Raw genomic sequence first — 13,217 nt, 5'->3', positions numbered from 1 at the left:
CGGACACCTTTCAGCCTGGGCGCGGCAGCGGGCACGTCAGTGTGGGACCCGGACCCTGCACGGGCGGTTGAAACCGCTGCAACAAACACACGAAGTCCGCCTGCGCGGACTGACTTGCCTGGATGTGTGTTGGAGTCCGTGGCGCGACCGTGTGAGATGCCGGCGCGCGTTCGACCTGACCGCGGCAGGCGAGGTGCAGGTGTGGTTGAAGCCCCGGACGGGACGCGACAGCGGCCCGGGCCGGGGCTTACCGCTTTCCGAGCGGCGGGTTCACCCGCTCTTGGGCCGGGGCCTCGGCGGGATGGTTCACCGGCTCCTGCGCTGGGCTACGCCACGGGTACCCGCGCGGGAGCCACGGCCCGGTTGCGCGCCTTTTCCTCGTACATGGCCTGATCGGCGCGGTGGACGGCGGCGGGCAGGTCCTCCAGACCACCGAAATCCGCGGCTCCCATGCTGGCTTCGATCGCCAAGCGCTCGCGCTCCCCCGCATCCAGCGCCTCGTTCGCCTCGCGAAGGGCCGCGCGGATCCGCGGCATCACGTCCTCCACGCGCGCCGCGGGAAAGAGCACCAGGAACTCGTCTCCCCCCAGCCGGTACACGCGGTCCAGCGGGCGGACGGACTTGCGCAGCGTCTCCACCGTGCGCCGCAGCAGGTCGTCGCCCGCGGCGTGGCCGTAGGTGTCGTTGATGGACTTCAGGTTGTCCATGTCCATCACAAGCGCCGTCCCGAAGCGCGCGCCCACCGCCTCCAATCCCACGCCCTCGTCGTACGCCCGGCGGTTCAGGGCGCCGGTGAGCGGATCGTACAGCGACACGCGACGGAGGTGGTCGTGCGCCACCGCCAGCTGCGCGCGCGCATCGTCGGCCTCGCGGCGGGCATCCTCCAGCAGCACCACCACCATCCCGAACCCCAGCAGCATCTGGGCGAGCAGATCGAAGTAGCTGTTGTACTGCAGCACGAAGTTCAGCGGCCGCGCAACGCCCGCGACGCCGTAAATTTTCACCATCGCCAGCGCGACGCCGTACAGGGCCCACAGCCCCGCGATGCTCCCGAACACCACGCCGATGGCCCTGCTGCCCAGCGTCGCGCGCGACCGGGGCAGCCGCAGGAAGAGCAGGGAGCACGCGCCGAACGCGGCGACCACCACGGGCGCCTGCATCAGCATCACGTAGTTCAGGTCCAGCCCCGGGATCAGCGAAGTGACCAGCGCGAACCCCAGCGCGGACGGGAGCGCCACCCGGCGGAACCGGAGCGGGTCCAGCCCCAGCAGGTAGTTGAGGGTTCCCCCGACCAGGTAGGCGATGAACAGCAGCTTGCCCACCTGGTAGATCACCCCGGCCGCACGCACGATCGGCGTGGGATCACCCGTGGGCAGCACCGGCAGCAGGTAGAGGATGCCGACGCCGGCGAGCGCGGCGACGAGTGCCGCCCAGCCGCGCGTCCAGTACGCGAAGTACGGCCGGCGCTGGTTGGCCCGCAGCAGCACGGAAAACAGCACCAGCATCAGAACGGCGCCGCCGGCCTGGGTCAGCAGGCCGATGGTGGAGATGAGTGCGCCGATGTCCTCGGGTGTCATGTCGGGCGGGAAACGCGGGGAGGGTGGAACGGGCCAGGGACGGGGCGTGCCCTGGCCGTCGGATGGGGGCGGAGCTACGAGCCCAGGCTGCGGCGGCCGGAGGCGAGCTTGGCGGCTTCGCGCGAAAGGCGCTCGCGGCGCTTGGCGTCGCTCGCCTTTTCGCCGGGGTAGCGCACGCTCACCTCCACGCCGCCCATCAGGCAAAAGCCCCCGATGCGCAGGATGGGCGCGCTGCCGTCGCCCGGCGCCTCGGTGTGCCCCTTCTGCGTGAAGCCGCCCATGATGGCGACGCCGCTCATGTCCAGGTGCACGCCGGGCGGAATCACGATGTTCGCGCCGCCCATCATCGCCAGGATGTTGATCTCCGTCACCCCGGGCGCGAACCGCGCCTCGCGCAGGTCCAGCTCCACCCCGCCCATCACGGCGATCACGGTGGTCATCCTGGCGGGCGACCAGGCGCCGTTGCGCTCGGCGCCACCCATGATCCCCACGATGATCTGCGAGTCGGCGTTGTACGACCCCAGCTCCGCGGGCGCGTATGCCGGCGACTGCGCGGTGGCCACGCTCTGCGCCGAGTGCAGCACGGGCAGGTCCGACACGAGCGAGCGAAGCTCTTCGAGCGAACCCGCGGCGTGCGCGCGGTCCAGCCGCTCTTCCAGCCCCGCGTCGGTCAGGTTGTCGACCGCGTAGTGCTGGCAGAGCTGCTGGATGGTCTGCTCACGCGTCCGCTCCAGCGGTACGGGAACGGAACTGGGCTGGGACATGGACTCACTCACCTGCGAGGGAACGATCTGCACCGAGCCTCGAGCGAAGCCCGGTACGCAACAACAAGATGGCGAACGAAACGCCGGACGGGAAGTTTCAGATGCGCCGGCCCCCGATCCCCATCCCCCGGCCCCTACCACGTCAGCACGATCTTCCCGAAGCTCTCGTTGGCCTCCATCCGCGCCTGCGCCTTGGCCACCTGGTCGAAGCGGAAGACGGAATCCACCACGGGCTTGATGCGCCCCGCCGAGATCAGCGGGATCACCGCGTTGGAGAACTCGCGCGCCAGGGCGATCTTTTCCTCCAGCGGCCGGCTGCGCAGCACGGTGCCGAACAGGTGGATGCGCCGGCGCAGCAGCAGTCCCAGGTCCACCTCCACCTTGGAGCCGCCCGTCGTGCCGACGACGACGACGCGGCCGCGCAGGGCGACCACGCGCAGGGACGCCTCCAGCAGCTTGCCGCCCACCAGGTCCAGCACCGCGTGCACGCCGCTGCCGTAGGTGGCCTGGTTCACCGCCTCGGCCAGGTCTTCGCGCGAGGTGTCGACGCCCGTCTCCAGCCCCAGCTCGGCCGCGCGCTTCAGCTTGGCCGCCGTCCGCGACGTGCCGATCACCGTGGCACCCGCCGCGCTGGCCAGCTGCACCGCCGCCGTCCCCACGCCGCTGCCGACGGCCAGGATCAGCACCCGCTCGCCGACCGTCAGGTCCAGCTGGCGGAACAGGGAGTCGTACGCGGTCAGGAACGCTTCGGGGATGGCCGCCGCGTCCTCCCATTCCAGGTTCTGGGGAATGCGGATGCCCTCGCGCTCGTGCACCACCACGTACTCCGCGTGCCCGCCGCCGCCCACGATCCCCATCACCCGGTTGCCGACGGCCCACAGCCCGGCGCCCTCGCCCACCGCGTCCACCTCGCCGGCGTACTCCAGCCCCGGGATGTCGGCCGGGGCGCCGGGCGGGGCGGGGTAGGCGCCCCGGCGCTGCAGCAGGTCTGCCCGGTTGAGCGCGGAGGCGTGCACCTTTACGCGGATCTCTCCCGGCCCGGGCTGCGGGACCGGGCGGTCCTGCATCTCCAGGACTTCGGGCCCGCCCGGCTTGGTGATGACGAGCGCCTTCATCAGCGAGCCCCGCCCGCGCGCTCGCGCAGGAACGCCTCGATGCCGCGGAGGTGCGCGTCGGCCAGGCGCTCCACGAATTCGGGATTGCGCAGCGCAGCCTCCTGCTCCGGGATGGGCATGAACAGCGATTCCGTGAGCGCGGTGGGCATCCACGTGGGCCGGGCGAGCGCCAGGTTGCTCACCCGCGCGCCGATGTCGGGAATGCGCGTGACCCCCACGATCTCGCGGTCCAGCGCGCGGGCCAGCGCCGCGGAGAACGGGTGAAAGTAGTACACGCTGGTGCCGTGCGCGCGGAACGGATTGGCTCCCTCGCCGAACGCGTTGTTGTGCACGGAGATGAGCATCTCCGCATCCCGCTGGACGGCGAGCGCCACCCGTGCGCGAAGCTCCGGCCCGGACTGGGTGGAGCTGACCATTCCCTCGCGGTTCGTGCGCGTCATGATGACTTCGGCGCCGGCGGCGCGGAGCTTTTCCGCCAGCGGCAGCGCAATCGCCAGGTTCGCGTCGCCCTCGTACAGGCCGGTGGGCCCGGTGGCGCCCGCGGGCGGGTGGCCGGGGTCGATCACGATCCGCCTTCCGCGCAGGGGATTGGCGGGATCGATGGCGGGCGGCCGGCGCACGCGCACCACCAGCGTTCCATCACCCTCGTACCACGCCTTGTATCCCCAGGGCGCGCTCGCCAGCTGCAGCGCGTACTGCGTCGATGCCCCCGCCGCCGTGGTCGTGGCGCCCCGGTACCACGCATCCGCCGGGGCCTCGCTGCGCGCCTGCGCGCTGCTGGCGCCGTAGACGGTGATCGTCGCCCCCGTCTCGGACGTCTCCACCAGGAACGGCCGCCCGCGCGCCGCCACCCTCACGTCCAGGTTCTGCCCGGAGCGAACGACGCGCGCGGCCGCGATCGGGGTGGCATCCGGCGGCGTGGCGGTCGTATCCGCCAGCCCGATGTTCTCGGCATCCACCCACGCCTCGGTCGCGCCGTCGAGCTGCACGCGGTACTGGTTGCCGCGCCGCTCCAGCACGCTCAGCCGGGCGCCGCGCGGAAAGAACCAGCGGTAGGAGCCGGTCGGCGTCGGGCGGGCGTAGATGGCGTCGCTGCCGGTGGCCAGCGTGTCGGCCCCACCGGTGACGGTGCCCAGCCGCGCGCGGCTGTAAACGGCGTTCTGCGACGGAGTGGCGGGTGTGGCCGCGCCGCCGCCGGAGGGGGCCGCGTAGGCCACCTGCTCGGTGTCTTCCTGCCCGTCGGCCATCGCGCGCAGACGCCACACGCCATCGCTCGGCGTGGGCAGGTAGCCGATGAACGCGCCGTTGCGGGCCACGGGAACGGGCACGCCGTTGATCTCCAGCGCCACGCCGCCCCTGCCGACGGAGCCGTAGATGAAGGTCGAATCCACTCGCGGCCGGCCCTGCGTGGGCGTGGGATGGATCACGCGGATGTTCAGCGCGCCGTTCGCCTCCGGGATGGGCGGCAGGGCCGGGCTGATCGGCTGGTATTCCAGCGCGCGCGGGGCGGCGGGTCTCCCCGGCGTGGGGTGGGGCCTGGGATCGGGCGTGGGACCGGTCGCCGGTGCACCGGGGGTGCAGGCGGCCAGCAGCGCGGCAAGCGCCAGGGGCGCGAAGATGCGATCCATCACGGCAGTATCGGGACGGTTGTGAAACGCGGGGGAGCAGCCACTCCCCCGCGCGTTTCATCTCACCCGCCCCCTACTGCAATCTGCGGGCAAGCTGTGTTGGATATTGGTGGATTCACCGCCTGCACTGCTCGTCCGGCACTGTTCAGCGGGGCCGAATCAGTGCGCGCTGCCGTACCTTTTCGGGATCGACCACCGTGAATCGTCCGACGAGTTCAATATCTGGGCTGTCGATCAGGTTGATGAGGATCGAGGCGATGGGCCCTGGCATCGCGCCCCGCAGGCGTAGATAGATGATCCCCGCCGGCACCGGCGCCCCGCGACCGTAGACTAGTTCGCCAAAGTCCCTATCGAACGTAATGAGGACCTGTCCACCCAGCCGGGCGCGCTGCAGGACCGCCTCATCTGGCGTGCCGGGAGCGAGTTCCGACATCGACTCGATGTCATGCCCAGCCGCGCGCAGGAGAAGGATCGTAGGGCGGGCAACGTTCTCGTCCACGAGGAAGCGCATTCACCGCGCTCCCAGAGGAACAGCGTAGAACGATTCCTCGCGCATCGACTCCGCAGCGAACGCAAATACGGCCCGAATCGCGTCCGACGTGAGTTGCGGATAGGATGCCAGGACTTCGTCGGAGGTCCACCCCGCCGCAAAGAGTTCCAGAAGGAAATCAACGCCTAAGCGCGTCCCACGAACGACGGGCTTGCCGGTGAGGACGGCTGGATCTGAGTGAACGTATTCGCGCCAGTTCATCGCATCCTCCGCTGCCAATCAATGGTGAATCGACCCCGTAGCCCTGCGAGCCACACTCGTCGCTTACTTCAAAAATGGAACCCGCCTTTGACGAGTTGCGGCACGGCCACGATCACGCCGAAGCGGACCAGGCGCCCGAGCGATCCCAGGACGATGAACCAGGCGAGGTTCATCCGGGCCGCGCCAGCCGCGACGCTCATGATGTAGAACGGCGGGAGCCCCACGCTCGCGCTGGCGAACACGAGCGCGCCGCCCATCCGGGGGTGCTGCTCCATGTGGCTGTTCACCTTTTCCATCGCCACCTTCCAGCGCGTCCCCGGCAGCTTCAGCGCGCCCATTCCCATGTAGTACATCGCCGTTTTACCCAGCATCTGCCCCGCCGTGGCCGCGATCAGCAGCGGCACCATGAAGGCGGACGGAGCCAGAGCCGAAGCGCCCAGCAGGTAGATCTCGATGTTCACCACGGGGACCAGGGCGCTGAGCAGCGCCACCCCGAACGTCGTCAGCCAGGTCGCGAGCAGCGACATCCGCTAGCGCGCCGCCGCCGACGTGCGGACGCGGACCGTCCGCTCCAGCTCATCCCGCGACTGCAGCACCTTGCGGCGGATGTCGATCGGCAGGGCCGGGTTCTCGGCCAGGAAGCGGTCGACGATGGCCAGCGCCTCGGGGCCGTCGTGCCCGCCGACGAAGGCGCTGATCCAGCGCGGAAGGAAGAAGATGCGCCGGTTGTCGCGAACCCACTCCAGGCGGTCCAGCGAGGGACGCAGGTACTGGAGCGTGAGCCCGGAATGCAGCGGCGTGTTGAACGGGCCCGTGGCCGCCGTCACCCACTCCTCGTTCAGCCGCGGATCGTCCAGGAACCGCGCGAAGTACCCCGCCTTCGCTTCCGCCGTGGGGATACCCGCCGCGGCGATGAACGCGCGGCGCGGGCTTTCGGGGGTGGTGTCGCGCGCGGCCTCGGCATCGATCAGCACCTGCGGGCCGGGCTCTCCCAGCGCGATCAGCCGCTCGACCATGGACCAGCGCGTCGGCTGCTTGATCGCGCCGCCCTCGAACGTGCGGGTCTCCGCCAGGAACTCCAGCAGCAGCCCGCGCCCGAACGCGGTCCGCGCCGTGCCGGCCAGCATGTCGAGGCTGGCCTTGCGTGCCCCGTAGGTCAGCGATCCGTCTTCGGAGCGCGCCAGCAGCAGCCGCTCCCAATCGCCCATCAGCGGCGCGGCGCGGTCCTCCGGCAGGTACGCCGAGAGCGCCGTCCAGGCGCGGCCCATGTTCAGCCCGGCGATCTGCTCGTCGCGCTCGCGCGGCAGCTCGCGCATGGCCGTCCGGGCGAAGGCCGCCGGGTCCATCCGCCCCTCGCGCACCTCGTCCCAGAGCGCGCCCCAGAGCATCGCGCGCCGAAGCCCGTCCTCCTCCTGCCCAATGTTTTCCGCCACGTACGACGCACTCGCGGAGTCCAGCAGGAACAGGCCGTAGCCGTAGTCGCCCTCGTTGCTCCACACGTAGTCGGGCGCGGGCAGCCCCTCGGCCGCCGCGACGCGCGTCACCTCGCCGGTGAACGTCACCGGGATCACCCTGTCTTCCTCGTCGTGGTACGCCAGGCGTACGAGCACGCGCCCGGGCCACCATCCGCCCGGGTCGCCGGCCAGGTCGCGGGCGGGGCGCTGGTGCAGCGTCAGGCCGGTGATCCGCCCGTCCACGATCTCCATCCGCGGCTGCACCACCGGCATTCCGGCGCGCTGGATGTACTGCTCGCCGAACGCGTCCAGGCTGGTTCCCGACGTCTCCTCCAGCGCATCCAGCAGGTCCCGCCACGTCGCGTTGCCGTACGCATGGCGGGTGAGGAAGCGCGTGAGCCCCGCCTGGAACGCCGAATCGCCCACCAGGAAGTTCAGCTGCTTGATGATGGACGGCGCCTTGTTGTAGACGATGGGGCCGTAGTTGCTCTTCGCCAGGTCCAGGTTGGGCAGGTCCTGCCAGACGGGGGTGGTGCCCGAGGTCTGGTCCGTTCCGTAGGCCAGCGGCTTGTTGCGCAGGTAGAACGTCTTCCACGCCTCGCTTTCCGGGTCCAGCTCGTCCTGCATCCGCGCGGCCATGTAGGTGCTGAAGCCCTCCTTCAGCCACAGGTCGTCGAACCAGCGCATGGTCACCAGGTCGCCGAACCACTGGTGCGCCACCTCGTGGTAGATGGTGGACTTGCGCCCGATCTGCTGGCCGAGGGTGGGCGCCTCGCGGAAGATGAACTGGTTCTCGTTGTAGAAGATGGCGCCCACGTGCTCCATCCCGCCGAACGGAAAGGCGGGCGCGAGCAGCATGTCGAACTTGTCGAACGGATACGGCACGCCGAAGTAGCGCTCCAGCCACGCCACCGCGCGCCGGTTGACGGCGATCAGCGTGTCGGCCTCCACCTCCGCGGCGCGGCTGGCCCGGGCGAACAGGCCCACGCCCCCGGCCGACTCCGGCCGCCACACCTTCCACGGCCCCGCCGCGAAGGCAGCCAGGTAGGTGCTGATGGGGTCCGTCTCCGCAAAGAACCAGCGCCGGGCCTCACCCACCGGCTCCACGCCCGTCGCCGCGCCGTTCGCCAGCACCTGCCACTCCCGCGGCGCGGTGATGCCGATGGTAAAGCGGGCCTTGAGGTCCGGCTGGTCGAAGCAGGGAAAGAGCTGATTGGCGTCTGCCGGCACCAGCAGCGTGTACAGGTACGTGGAGCCGTCCGCGTCGTCCTTGAAGCGGATGATGCTGGCGCCCGATGCCGCGATCCGCGCCGTGAACTCGGCCGTAACCGTGTTCTCGCCCGCGCGCAGGTGCCGTGCGTGAATGCGCAGGTGCCCGTTCCTCCACTCCCGGTCCGCCACCGTCCGCCCGTTCGCCGTCACCGCGCCCAGCGACGGGCCGCGGAAGTCGATCACCAGGTCGCCCGCATCCCCGGCACGGGTGAACGTGGCCGCCACCCGGCCCGACGCGGCGGAATCGCGCGTCACGTCCAGCTCCAGGCGATAGCGCACGTCGCGCAGCGTGGCCGCACGGTGCCGCGCCAGCGCGGCGGACACGCCGGGGCTCATCATCTCGCCCACAGGCGGCGCGGCGGCCTGCGCCGCGAGCGGGGGCACGGCGGACAGCATCGCGAGGGCGAGGAGGAGAAAGGCACTTCGGGAGATCATCGTCAGTCCAACGTTGAGTTGCGCATCCGCCTCACAGGCCCTTGAGCATGCAGCCCAGGATCAACAGTGCGCCGGCGAGCAGGAGTGCCCATCGCCCCAACTCCCACGGCAGCTGGATACCCGCGAGCATCTCCAGCGCTCCCACCAGCCACAGGACGAACGCAACGCCCAGCGTGGCGCCGCGAGGGGACTGCGGGCGGATGTAGAAGGCCATGCAACGCTCCGGGCAGGGGGGCGCGGAAGGGAGATCGCAAGTTAGAGGCGCGCCGCGCCGGGGGACAAGCGGCACGGCGCCCGTAGATCAGTCGGTAGCCGTCTGCTCGGACGCGGCGACGAATTCGTCTTCTTCCTCGATATCCGCCTCGTCCATCTCTGGCCACATCGGCTCGATCTTCTCGATGTCAGCGGCCACGGGCGAGTAGATCACGTGCCACATGTCCCACAGCATCTGCCCCGTCATCCAGAACTCCACGCTGACTCCGAATAGCCGCGCAAGCCGAAGAGCGGTGTCGGGCGTGAGGCTTCGCTTTCCGTTCACCAACTCATTTACGTGCGGGTACGACACGCCGATCCGCTTAGCTAGTTCGACCTGGATCATCCCCGTCGGCTCAAGAAATTCGTGCAGCAGCATCTCACCCGGGGAACTCGGAGCCCTACCGATCGGGAGCATGTGGTGGATGTGCTTGCTCAGGCTTTCGGCCGCCGCCGTCCGGTGTGAGTGTCGTTTGATGGCCATCATGGCTCCTCGTCAGTGGTAGTCGACGATCTCAACGCCCCCCGCGCCCCCTTCTTCCCAACGAAAGCAGACACGATACTGAGCGTTGATCCGGATGCTGTACTGTTCGAACCTGTCCCCGCGTAGCACCGTGGACGGCTGGCCGCGCAACGTTGTGGCCTGTATCCATCCGGCGCAACCCCATGCACTTAACTGGTACCACGCGTGGCGGGATGTGAACGGGGTGCACAGCCCGGCACGCGTTCTGCTCGGCTGCGACCGTATGGACTTTCCTCGAATTTTCCTGCTGTCGCCCGCGTACTGCGGGGGCAAGCGCGGGCAGATGGTGATGCGCGACGCGGCCTCCTTTCCGCTCGCGCAGAAGCTGCGGGAGCCGGGCGGCGCCCCGCTGGGCGATGTGTTCAGCTTTCTGAGCGGGTTGTACTTCCGCGGCAAGATCGCCTACTCCCGCGCCTTCGCCGCGCCGCCGGCGGGATTGCCGGGCGCGCTCGTGATCACGCCGACGCGCGGCCTGGTGCCCCCGGAGTCACCCATCCCGCTTTCCGTGCTGCGCGAATTCGCCGACCAGGGTGACGTATCAGTGACCAACGCCGGCTACCGCGGCCCTCTGGAAGAGCACGCGCGGGCGCTGAACGAGGCGGCCGGGCCGGGAACGGCATTCGTTCTGCTGGGAAGCGTGGCATCCGGCAAGTACGTCGACGTGCTGGCGGGGATCTTCGGGGAGCGGCTGCTGTTTCCCGTGGACTTCGTGGGGCGCGGCGACATGAGCCGGGGCGGGCTGATGCTGCGCGCCGCCGCCGACGGGCCCGAACTGGAGTACGCGCCCGTGCTGGGCGCGGTGCGCACCGGCAGGCGCCCGCCCAAACTTTCACCTCGATCGTGGAAGAAATCCGCCCCATGACGCCACGCGCCGCACACGCCGCCGCTCCCCGCGCCAAGCCCCGGGCGGCCCCGCGGTCCAGGCCCGTCACCACCAGCGTTCCCGACGCCGAGGCCACCCCCGACATCATCCCCCAGAAGGGCAAGGCGTGCGAGGTGCGCGTCGGCGGGAGGGCGGTGAACCTCACCAACCTCCACAAGCCGTTCTGGCCCGAGCTGGGCATCACCAAGGGCGACCTGCTGCGGTACTACGTCGCCGTTTCGCCGTACCTGCTGCCCCACCTAGTGGACCGCGCCATCGTGATGAAGCGCTATCCCAACGGGTGGAACGGCAAGTTCTTCTTCATGAAGCGCACGCCCGAGAACGCGCCTTCGTGGCTGAAGACCTGCTCCATCGAGCACGCGTCGGCGAGCGTCATCGACTTTCCCATGGTCAACAACCTGGCGTCGCTGCTGTGGCTGGTGAACCTGGGATGCATCGACCTGAACCCCTGGTACTCCCGCTGCGACGACACCGATCGGCCGGACTACCTGCACTTCGACCTGGACCCCGTTCCCGGCGCCGACTTCGCGAAGGTGCGGCAGACGGCGCTGATGGTGCGCGACAACCTGCGGAAGCTGGGGATGACGTCGTATGCCAAGACCACGGGGTCCAGCGGGATCCACGTGTACGTGCCCATCGTCCACGGGCCCACGCAGAAGCAGGTGTGGAGCTTCGCCAAGGAGTTCGCGCGGGCGATGGAAAAGATCGATCCCGCGCTGGTCACGGCGGAGTACCGCGTCGCCAAGCGGCCGCACGGGCGGGTGCTCGTGGACTACAACCAGAACGCGTGGGGCCGCACGCTGGCCTCGGTCTACTCCGTTCGCGCCAAGCCGGGAGCGACGGTTTCCATGCCGGTGACGTGGGAGGAAGTGGAGGGCGGCGTCGAGCTGGCGGCCTTCGACCTGCGGAACGCCCCGGCGCGGCTGGCGAAGACGGGAGACCTGTGGAAGCCGCTGACGCAGAAGCGTGGACGCTTCGACCTGGCGGGGCTGCTGTGAACCTGCCGATCGCCACCGACTTTCCCGTTGCCGAGAGCGAGCAGTGGGACGAGCTGCCGACGGGCGACGAGTGGCAGTACGAGCCCAAGTGGGACGGCTTCCGCTGCCTGGCGTTCCGCGACGGCGACGAGGTGGAGCTCCGCTCCAAGGCCGGCAAGCCGCTGGGCCGCTACTTCCCGGACGTGGTCGACACGCTCCGCGGGCTGAACGCCAACCGCTTCGTCCTGGACGGGGAGATCGTCGTTCCCGTGGGTGACGCGCTTTCGTTCGAGGAGCTTCAGCTTCGCCTGCACCCGGCGGCCAGCCGCGTGAACAAGCTGGCGGCGGCGCATCCCGCGATCATGGTGGGCTTCGACCTGCTGCTGGGGGCACGCGGCGGCCCCCTGACGGACCGCCCCCTGCGCGAGCGGCGGGAAAAGCTGGAGGCGTTCGCGGGGCAGTTCTTCGGCGGGGCCGTGCGCCTGTCGCCCGCCAGCTGCAGCGAAACGCAGGCGCGCGCGTGGCTGGAGCAGGGTGAGCGGGGGCTGGACGGGGTGATGGCGAAGCGGCTGGACCTGCCGTACCTGTCCGGCGAGCGCACGGGGATGGTGAAGATCAAGAACGTCCGCACGGTGGATTGCGTCGTCGGCGGGTTTCGCTACGCGCAAAAGGAGCCGATCGTCGGATCGCTGCTGCTGGGCTTGTTCGACGACCAGGGCCTCCTGAACCACGTGGGGTTCTGCTCGGCGATGAGCCGCGAGGAGCGCGAAGCGCTGACGCCGCGGCTGGAGGCGCTGCGCGGGCCGCCCGGCTTCACGGGCTCCGCGCCCGGAGGCCCCAGCCGGTGGACGCGGATGAACGAGCGGTCCACCGAATGGGAATCGCTGGCACACGAACTGGTCGTGGAGGTGGGCTACGACCACATGAGCGGCGGCCGGTTTCGCCACGGGACCAAGTTCGTCCGCTGGCGCCCCGACAAGGCGCCGGAGCAGTGCACGTACGCGCAGCTCGGCGTGGCGGGCCGATCGTCGCTGCGGCTGCTGGCTGGGTAGCTGAAACAGGTGTGAGCGTATTCCGTGTGCGTGGCCTCGGCTGCCGCGGGGCCCTCACCCGGCCGCGCTGACACGCGTGCCACCCTCTCCCACAAACAGCGTGGGCGAGGGGGTACACTTCGACTCTGGCGCGACCAGCCAAGCCCGGTGCTCGGGCTGGCGCCCCCCATCCCCAACCCTTCCCCCGCAAACCGCGCGGGGGAAGGGAGCCAGTAGCGCGCGCGGGGCCGGCCGAAGCGCGATTCAGGTCTCCCCCTACCCTGCGCAGCGGGGGAAGGGGGCCGGGGGGAGGGGGCTCCCGCAGCATGCGGCGAAGCCAGCCGAAGCGCAGTCGAATTCTCCCCTCTCCGCATGCGCAGCATGCGGGGAGGGGCCGGGGGAGGGGCCACCCGCGGGTACAAACCGGGTAGATTGTTGACAATCTAAACCGGGAGGATCGTTGACAGTTAACGTGCATGGCAACCCCCTTCAGGAGGCGAGCCGTGCCTTGGCTGGAAACGAATCCCATGGACGAGCGGATGCGGTTCATCGTGG

Annotated in this window: 13 protein-coding genes; 3 read left to right on the top strand and 10 right to left on the bottom strand. The window is 69.9% G+C overall.

The window, feature by feature from the left end; genetic code table 11:
- Positions 1-326 precede the first annotated feature (326 nt).
- The 10 genes from VGB24_RS13740 to VGB24_RS13695 all read right to left on the bottom strand — a co-directional run bounded on the left by VGB24_RS13740 (position 327) and on the right by VGB24_RS13695 (position 9,735).
- The gene (locus VGB24_RS13740; protein ID WP_331073518.1) at positions 327-1,577 is read right to left on the bottom strand and encodes a GGDEF domain-containing protein; all 1,251 of its coding nucleotides are present in this window, start codon (positions 1,575-1,577) and stop codon (positions 327-329) included.
- Positions 1,578-1,651: 74 nt separating this feature from the next.
- Positions 1,652-2,341: a DUF1707 SHOCT-like domain-containing protein gene (locus tag VGB24_RS13735; protein ID WP_331073517.1), complete on the bottom strand. Its 690-nt coding sequence runs from the start codon at positions 2,339-2,341 to the stop codon at positions 1,652-1,654.
- Positions 2,342-2,475: 134 nt separating this feature from the next.
- Positions 2,476-3,456 (bottom strand): NAD(P)H-quinone oxidoreductase, encoded by a 981-nt coding sequence (locus VGB24_RS13730; protein ID WP_331026075.1) that lies wholly within the window; start codon positions 3,454-3,456, stop codon positions 2,476-2,478.
- Positions 3,456-5,084, bottom strand: coding sequence for an N-acetylmuramoyl-L-alanine amidase (locus tag VGB24_RS13725; RefSeq protein ID WP_331073516.1), 1,629 nt, complete (start codon positions 5,082-5,084; stop codon positions 3,456-3,458). Before VGB24_RS13725 ends, VGB24_RS13730 begins: the two co-directional genes overlap by 1 nt.
- 145 nt (positions 5,085-5,229) lie before the next feature.
- Positions 5,230-5,595, bottom strand: coding sequence for a DUF5615 family PIN-like protein (locus tag VGB24_RS13720; protein ID WP_331073515.1), 366 nt, complete (start codon positions 5,593-5,595; stop codon positions 5,230-5,232).
- Complete coding sequence (locus VGB24_RS13715) at positions 5,596-5,835, bottom strand: DUF433 domain-containing protein (RefSeq protein ID WP_331073514.1); 240 nt, start codon at positions 5,833-5,835, stop codon at positions 5,596-5,598.
- Between the two features lie 68 nt (positions 5,836-5,903).
- Positions 5,904-6,362 carry a hypothetical protein gene (locus tag VGB24_RS13710; RefSeq protein ID WP_331073513.1) on the bottom strand — a complete coding sequence of 153 codons (459 nt, stop codon included), beginning with the start codon at positions 6,360-6,362 and terminating at the stop codon, positions 5,904-5,906.
- 3 nt (positions 6,363-6,365) lie between these two features.
- Complete coding sequence (locus tag VGB24_RS13705) at positions 6,366-8,996, bottom strand: M1 family aminopeptidase (RefSeq protein WP_331073512.1); 2,631 nt, start codon at positions 8,994-8,996, stop codon at positions 6,366-6,368.
- Between the two features lie 31 nt (positions 8,997-9,027).
- Complete coding sequence (locus VGB24_RS13700; protein WP_331073511.1) at positions 9,028-9,210, bottom strand: hypothetical protein; 183 nt, start codon at positions 9,208-9,210, stop codon at positions 9,028-9,030.
- Between the two features lie 87 nt (positions 9,211-9,297).
- Entirely contained in the window at positions 9,298-9,735 is a 438-nt protein-coding gene (locus VGB24_RS13695) for a HigA family addiction module antitoxin (protein ID WP_331073510.1), read from the bottom strand.
- 82 nt (positions 9,736-9,817) lie between these two features.
- On the opposite strand from VGB24_RS13695, the gene VGB24_RS13690 reads away from it, so the two are divergent.
- The 3 genes from VGB24_RS13690 to VGB24_RS13680 are packed head-to-tail and all read left to right on the top strand — an operon-like array spanning position 9,818 to position 12,683.
- Positions 9,818-10,633, top strand: a complete 816-nt coding sequence (locus VGB24_RS13690) for a hypothetical protein (protein WP_331073509.1) — start codon at positions 9,818-9,820, stop codon at positions 10,631-10,633.
- The gene (ligD, locus tag VGB24_RS13685) at positions 10,630-11,652 is read left to right on the top strand and encodes a non-homologous end-joining DNA ligase (protein ID WP_331073508.1); all 1,023 of its coding nucleotides are present in this window, start codon (positions 10,630-10,632) and stop codon (positions 11,650-11,652) included. The genes VGB24_RS13690 and ligD overlap by 4 nt, the downstream gene beginning before the upstream one ends.
- A complete protein-coding gene (locus VGB24_RS13680) occupies positions 11,649-12,683 on the top strand; it encodes an ATP-dependent DNA ligase (RefSeq protein ID WP_331073507.1) in 1,035 nt (344 codons plus the stop codon). The genes ligD and VGB24_RS13680 overlap by 4 nt, the downstream gene beginning before the upstream one ends.
- Positions 12,684-13,217 lie beyond the last annotated feature (534 nt).

The sequence above is a fragment of the Longimicrobium sp. genome (genome assembly GCF_036399935.1).
Classification (GTDB): Bacteria; Gemmatimonadota; Gemmatimonadetes; order Longimicrobiales; family Longimicrobiaceae; genus Longimicrobium.
This window is presented reverse-complemented; position numbering and strand designations above follow the sequence as displayed.

Excerpts from the sequence above, each read along its gene's own strand:
- VGB24_RS13725 (WP_331073516.1), bottom strand. The coding sequence starts at position 5,084 with ATGGATCGCATCTTCGCGCCCCTGGCGCTTGCCGCGCTGCTGGCCGCC.
- VGB24_RS13700 (WP_331073511.1), bottom strand. The coding sequence starts at position 9,210 with ATGGCCTTCTACATCCGCCCGCAGTCCCCTCGCGGCGCCACGCTGGGC.
- VGB24_RS13710 (WP_331073513.1), bottom strand. The coding sequence starts at position 6,362 with ATGTCGCTGCTCGCGACCTGGCTGACGACGTTCGGGGTGGCGCTGCTC.
- VGB24_RS13720 (WP_331073515.1), bottom strand. The coding sequence starts at position 5,595 with ATGCGCTTCCTCGTGGACGAGAACGTTGCCCGCCCTACGATCCTTCTC.
- ligD (WP_331073508.1), top strand. The coding sequence starts at position 10,630 with ATGACGCCACGCGCCGCACACGCCGCCGCTCCCCGCGCCAAGCCCCGG.
- VGB24_RS13695 (WP_331073510.1), bottom strand. The coding sequence starts at position 9,735 with ATGATGGCCATCAAACGACACTCACACCGGACGGCGGCGGCCGAAAGC.
- VGB24_RS13715 (WP_331073514.1), bottom strand. The coding sequence starts at position 5,835 with ATGAACTGGCGCGAATACGTTCACTCAGATCCAGCCGTCCTCACCGGC.
- VGB24_RS13735 (WP_331073517.1), bottom strand. The coding sequence starts at position 2,341 with ATGTCCCAGCCCAGTTCCGTTCCCGTACCGCTGGAGCGGACGCGTGAG.
- VGB24_RS13730 (WP_331026075.1), bottom strand. The coding sequence starts at position 3,456 with ATGAAGGCGCTCGTCATCACCAAGCCGGGCGGGCCCGAAGTCCTGGAG.
- VGB24_RS13705 (WP_331073512.1), bottom strand. The coding sequence starts at position 8,996 with ATGATCTCCCGAAGTGCCTTTCTCCTCCTCGCCCTCGCGATGCTGTCC.
- VGB24_RS13740 (WP_331073518.1), bottom strand. The coding sequence starts at position 1,577 with ATGACACCCGAGGACATCGGCGCACTCATCTCCACCATCGGCCTGCTG.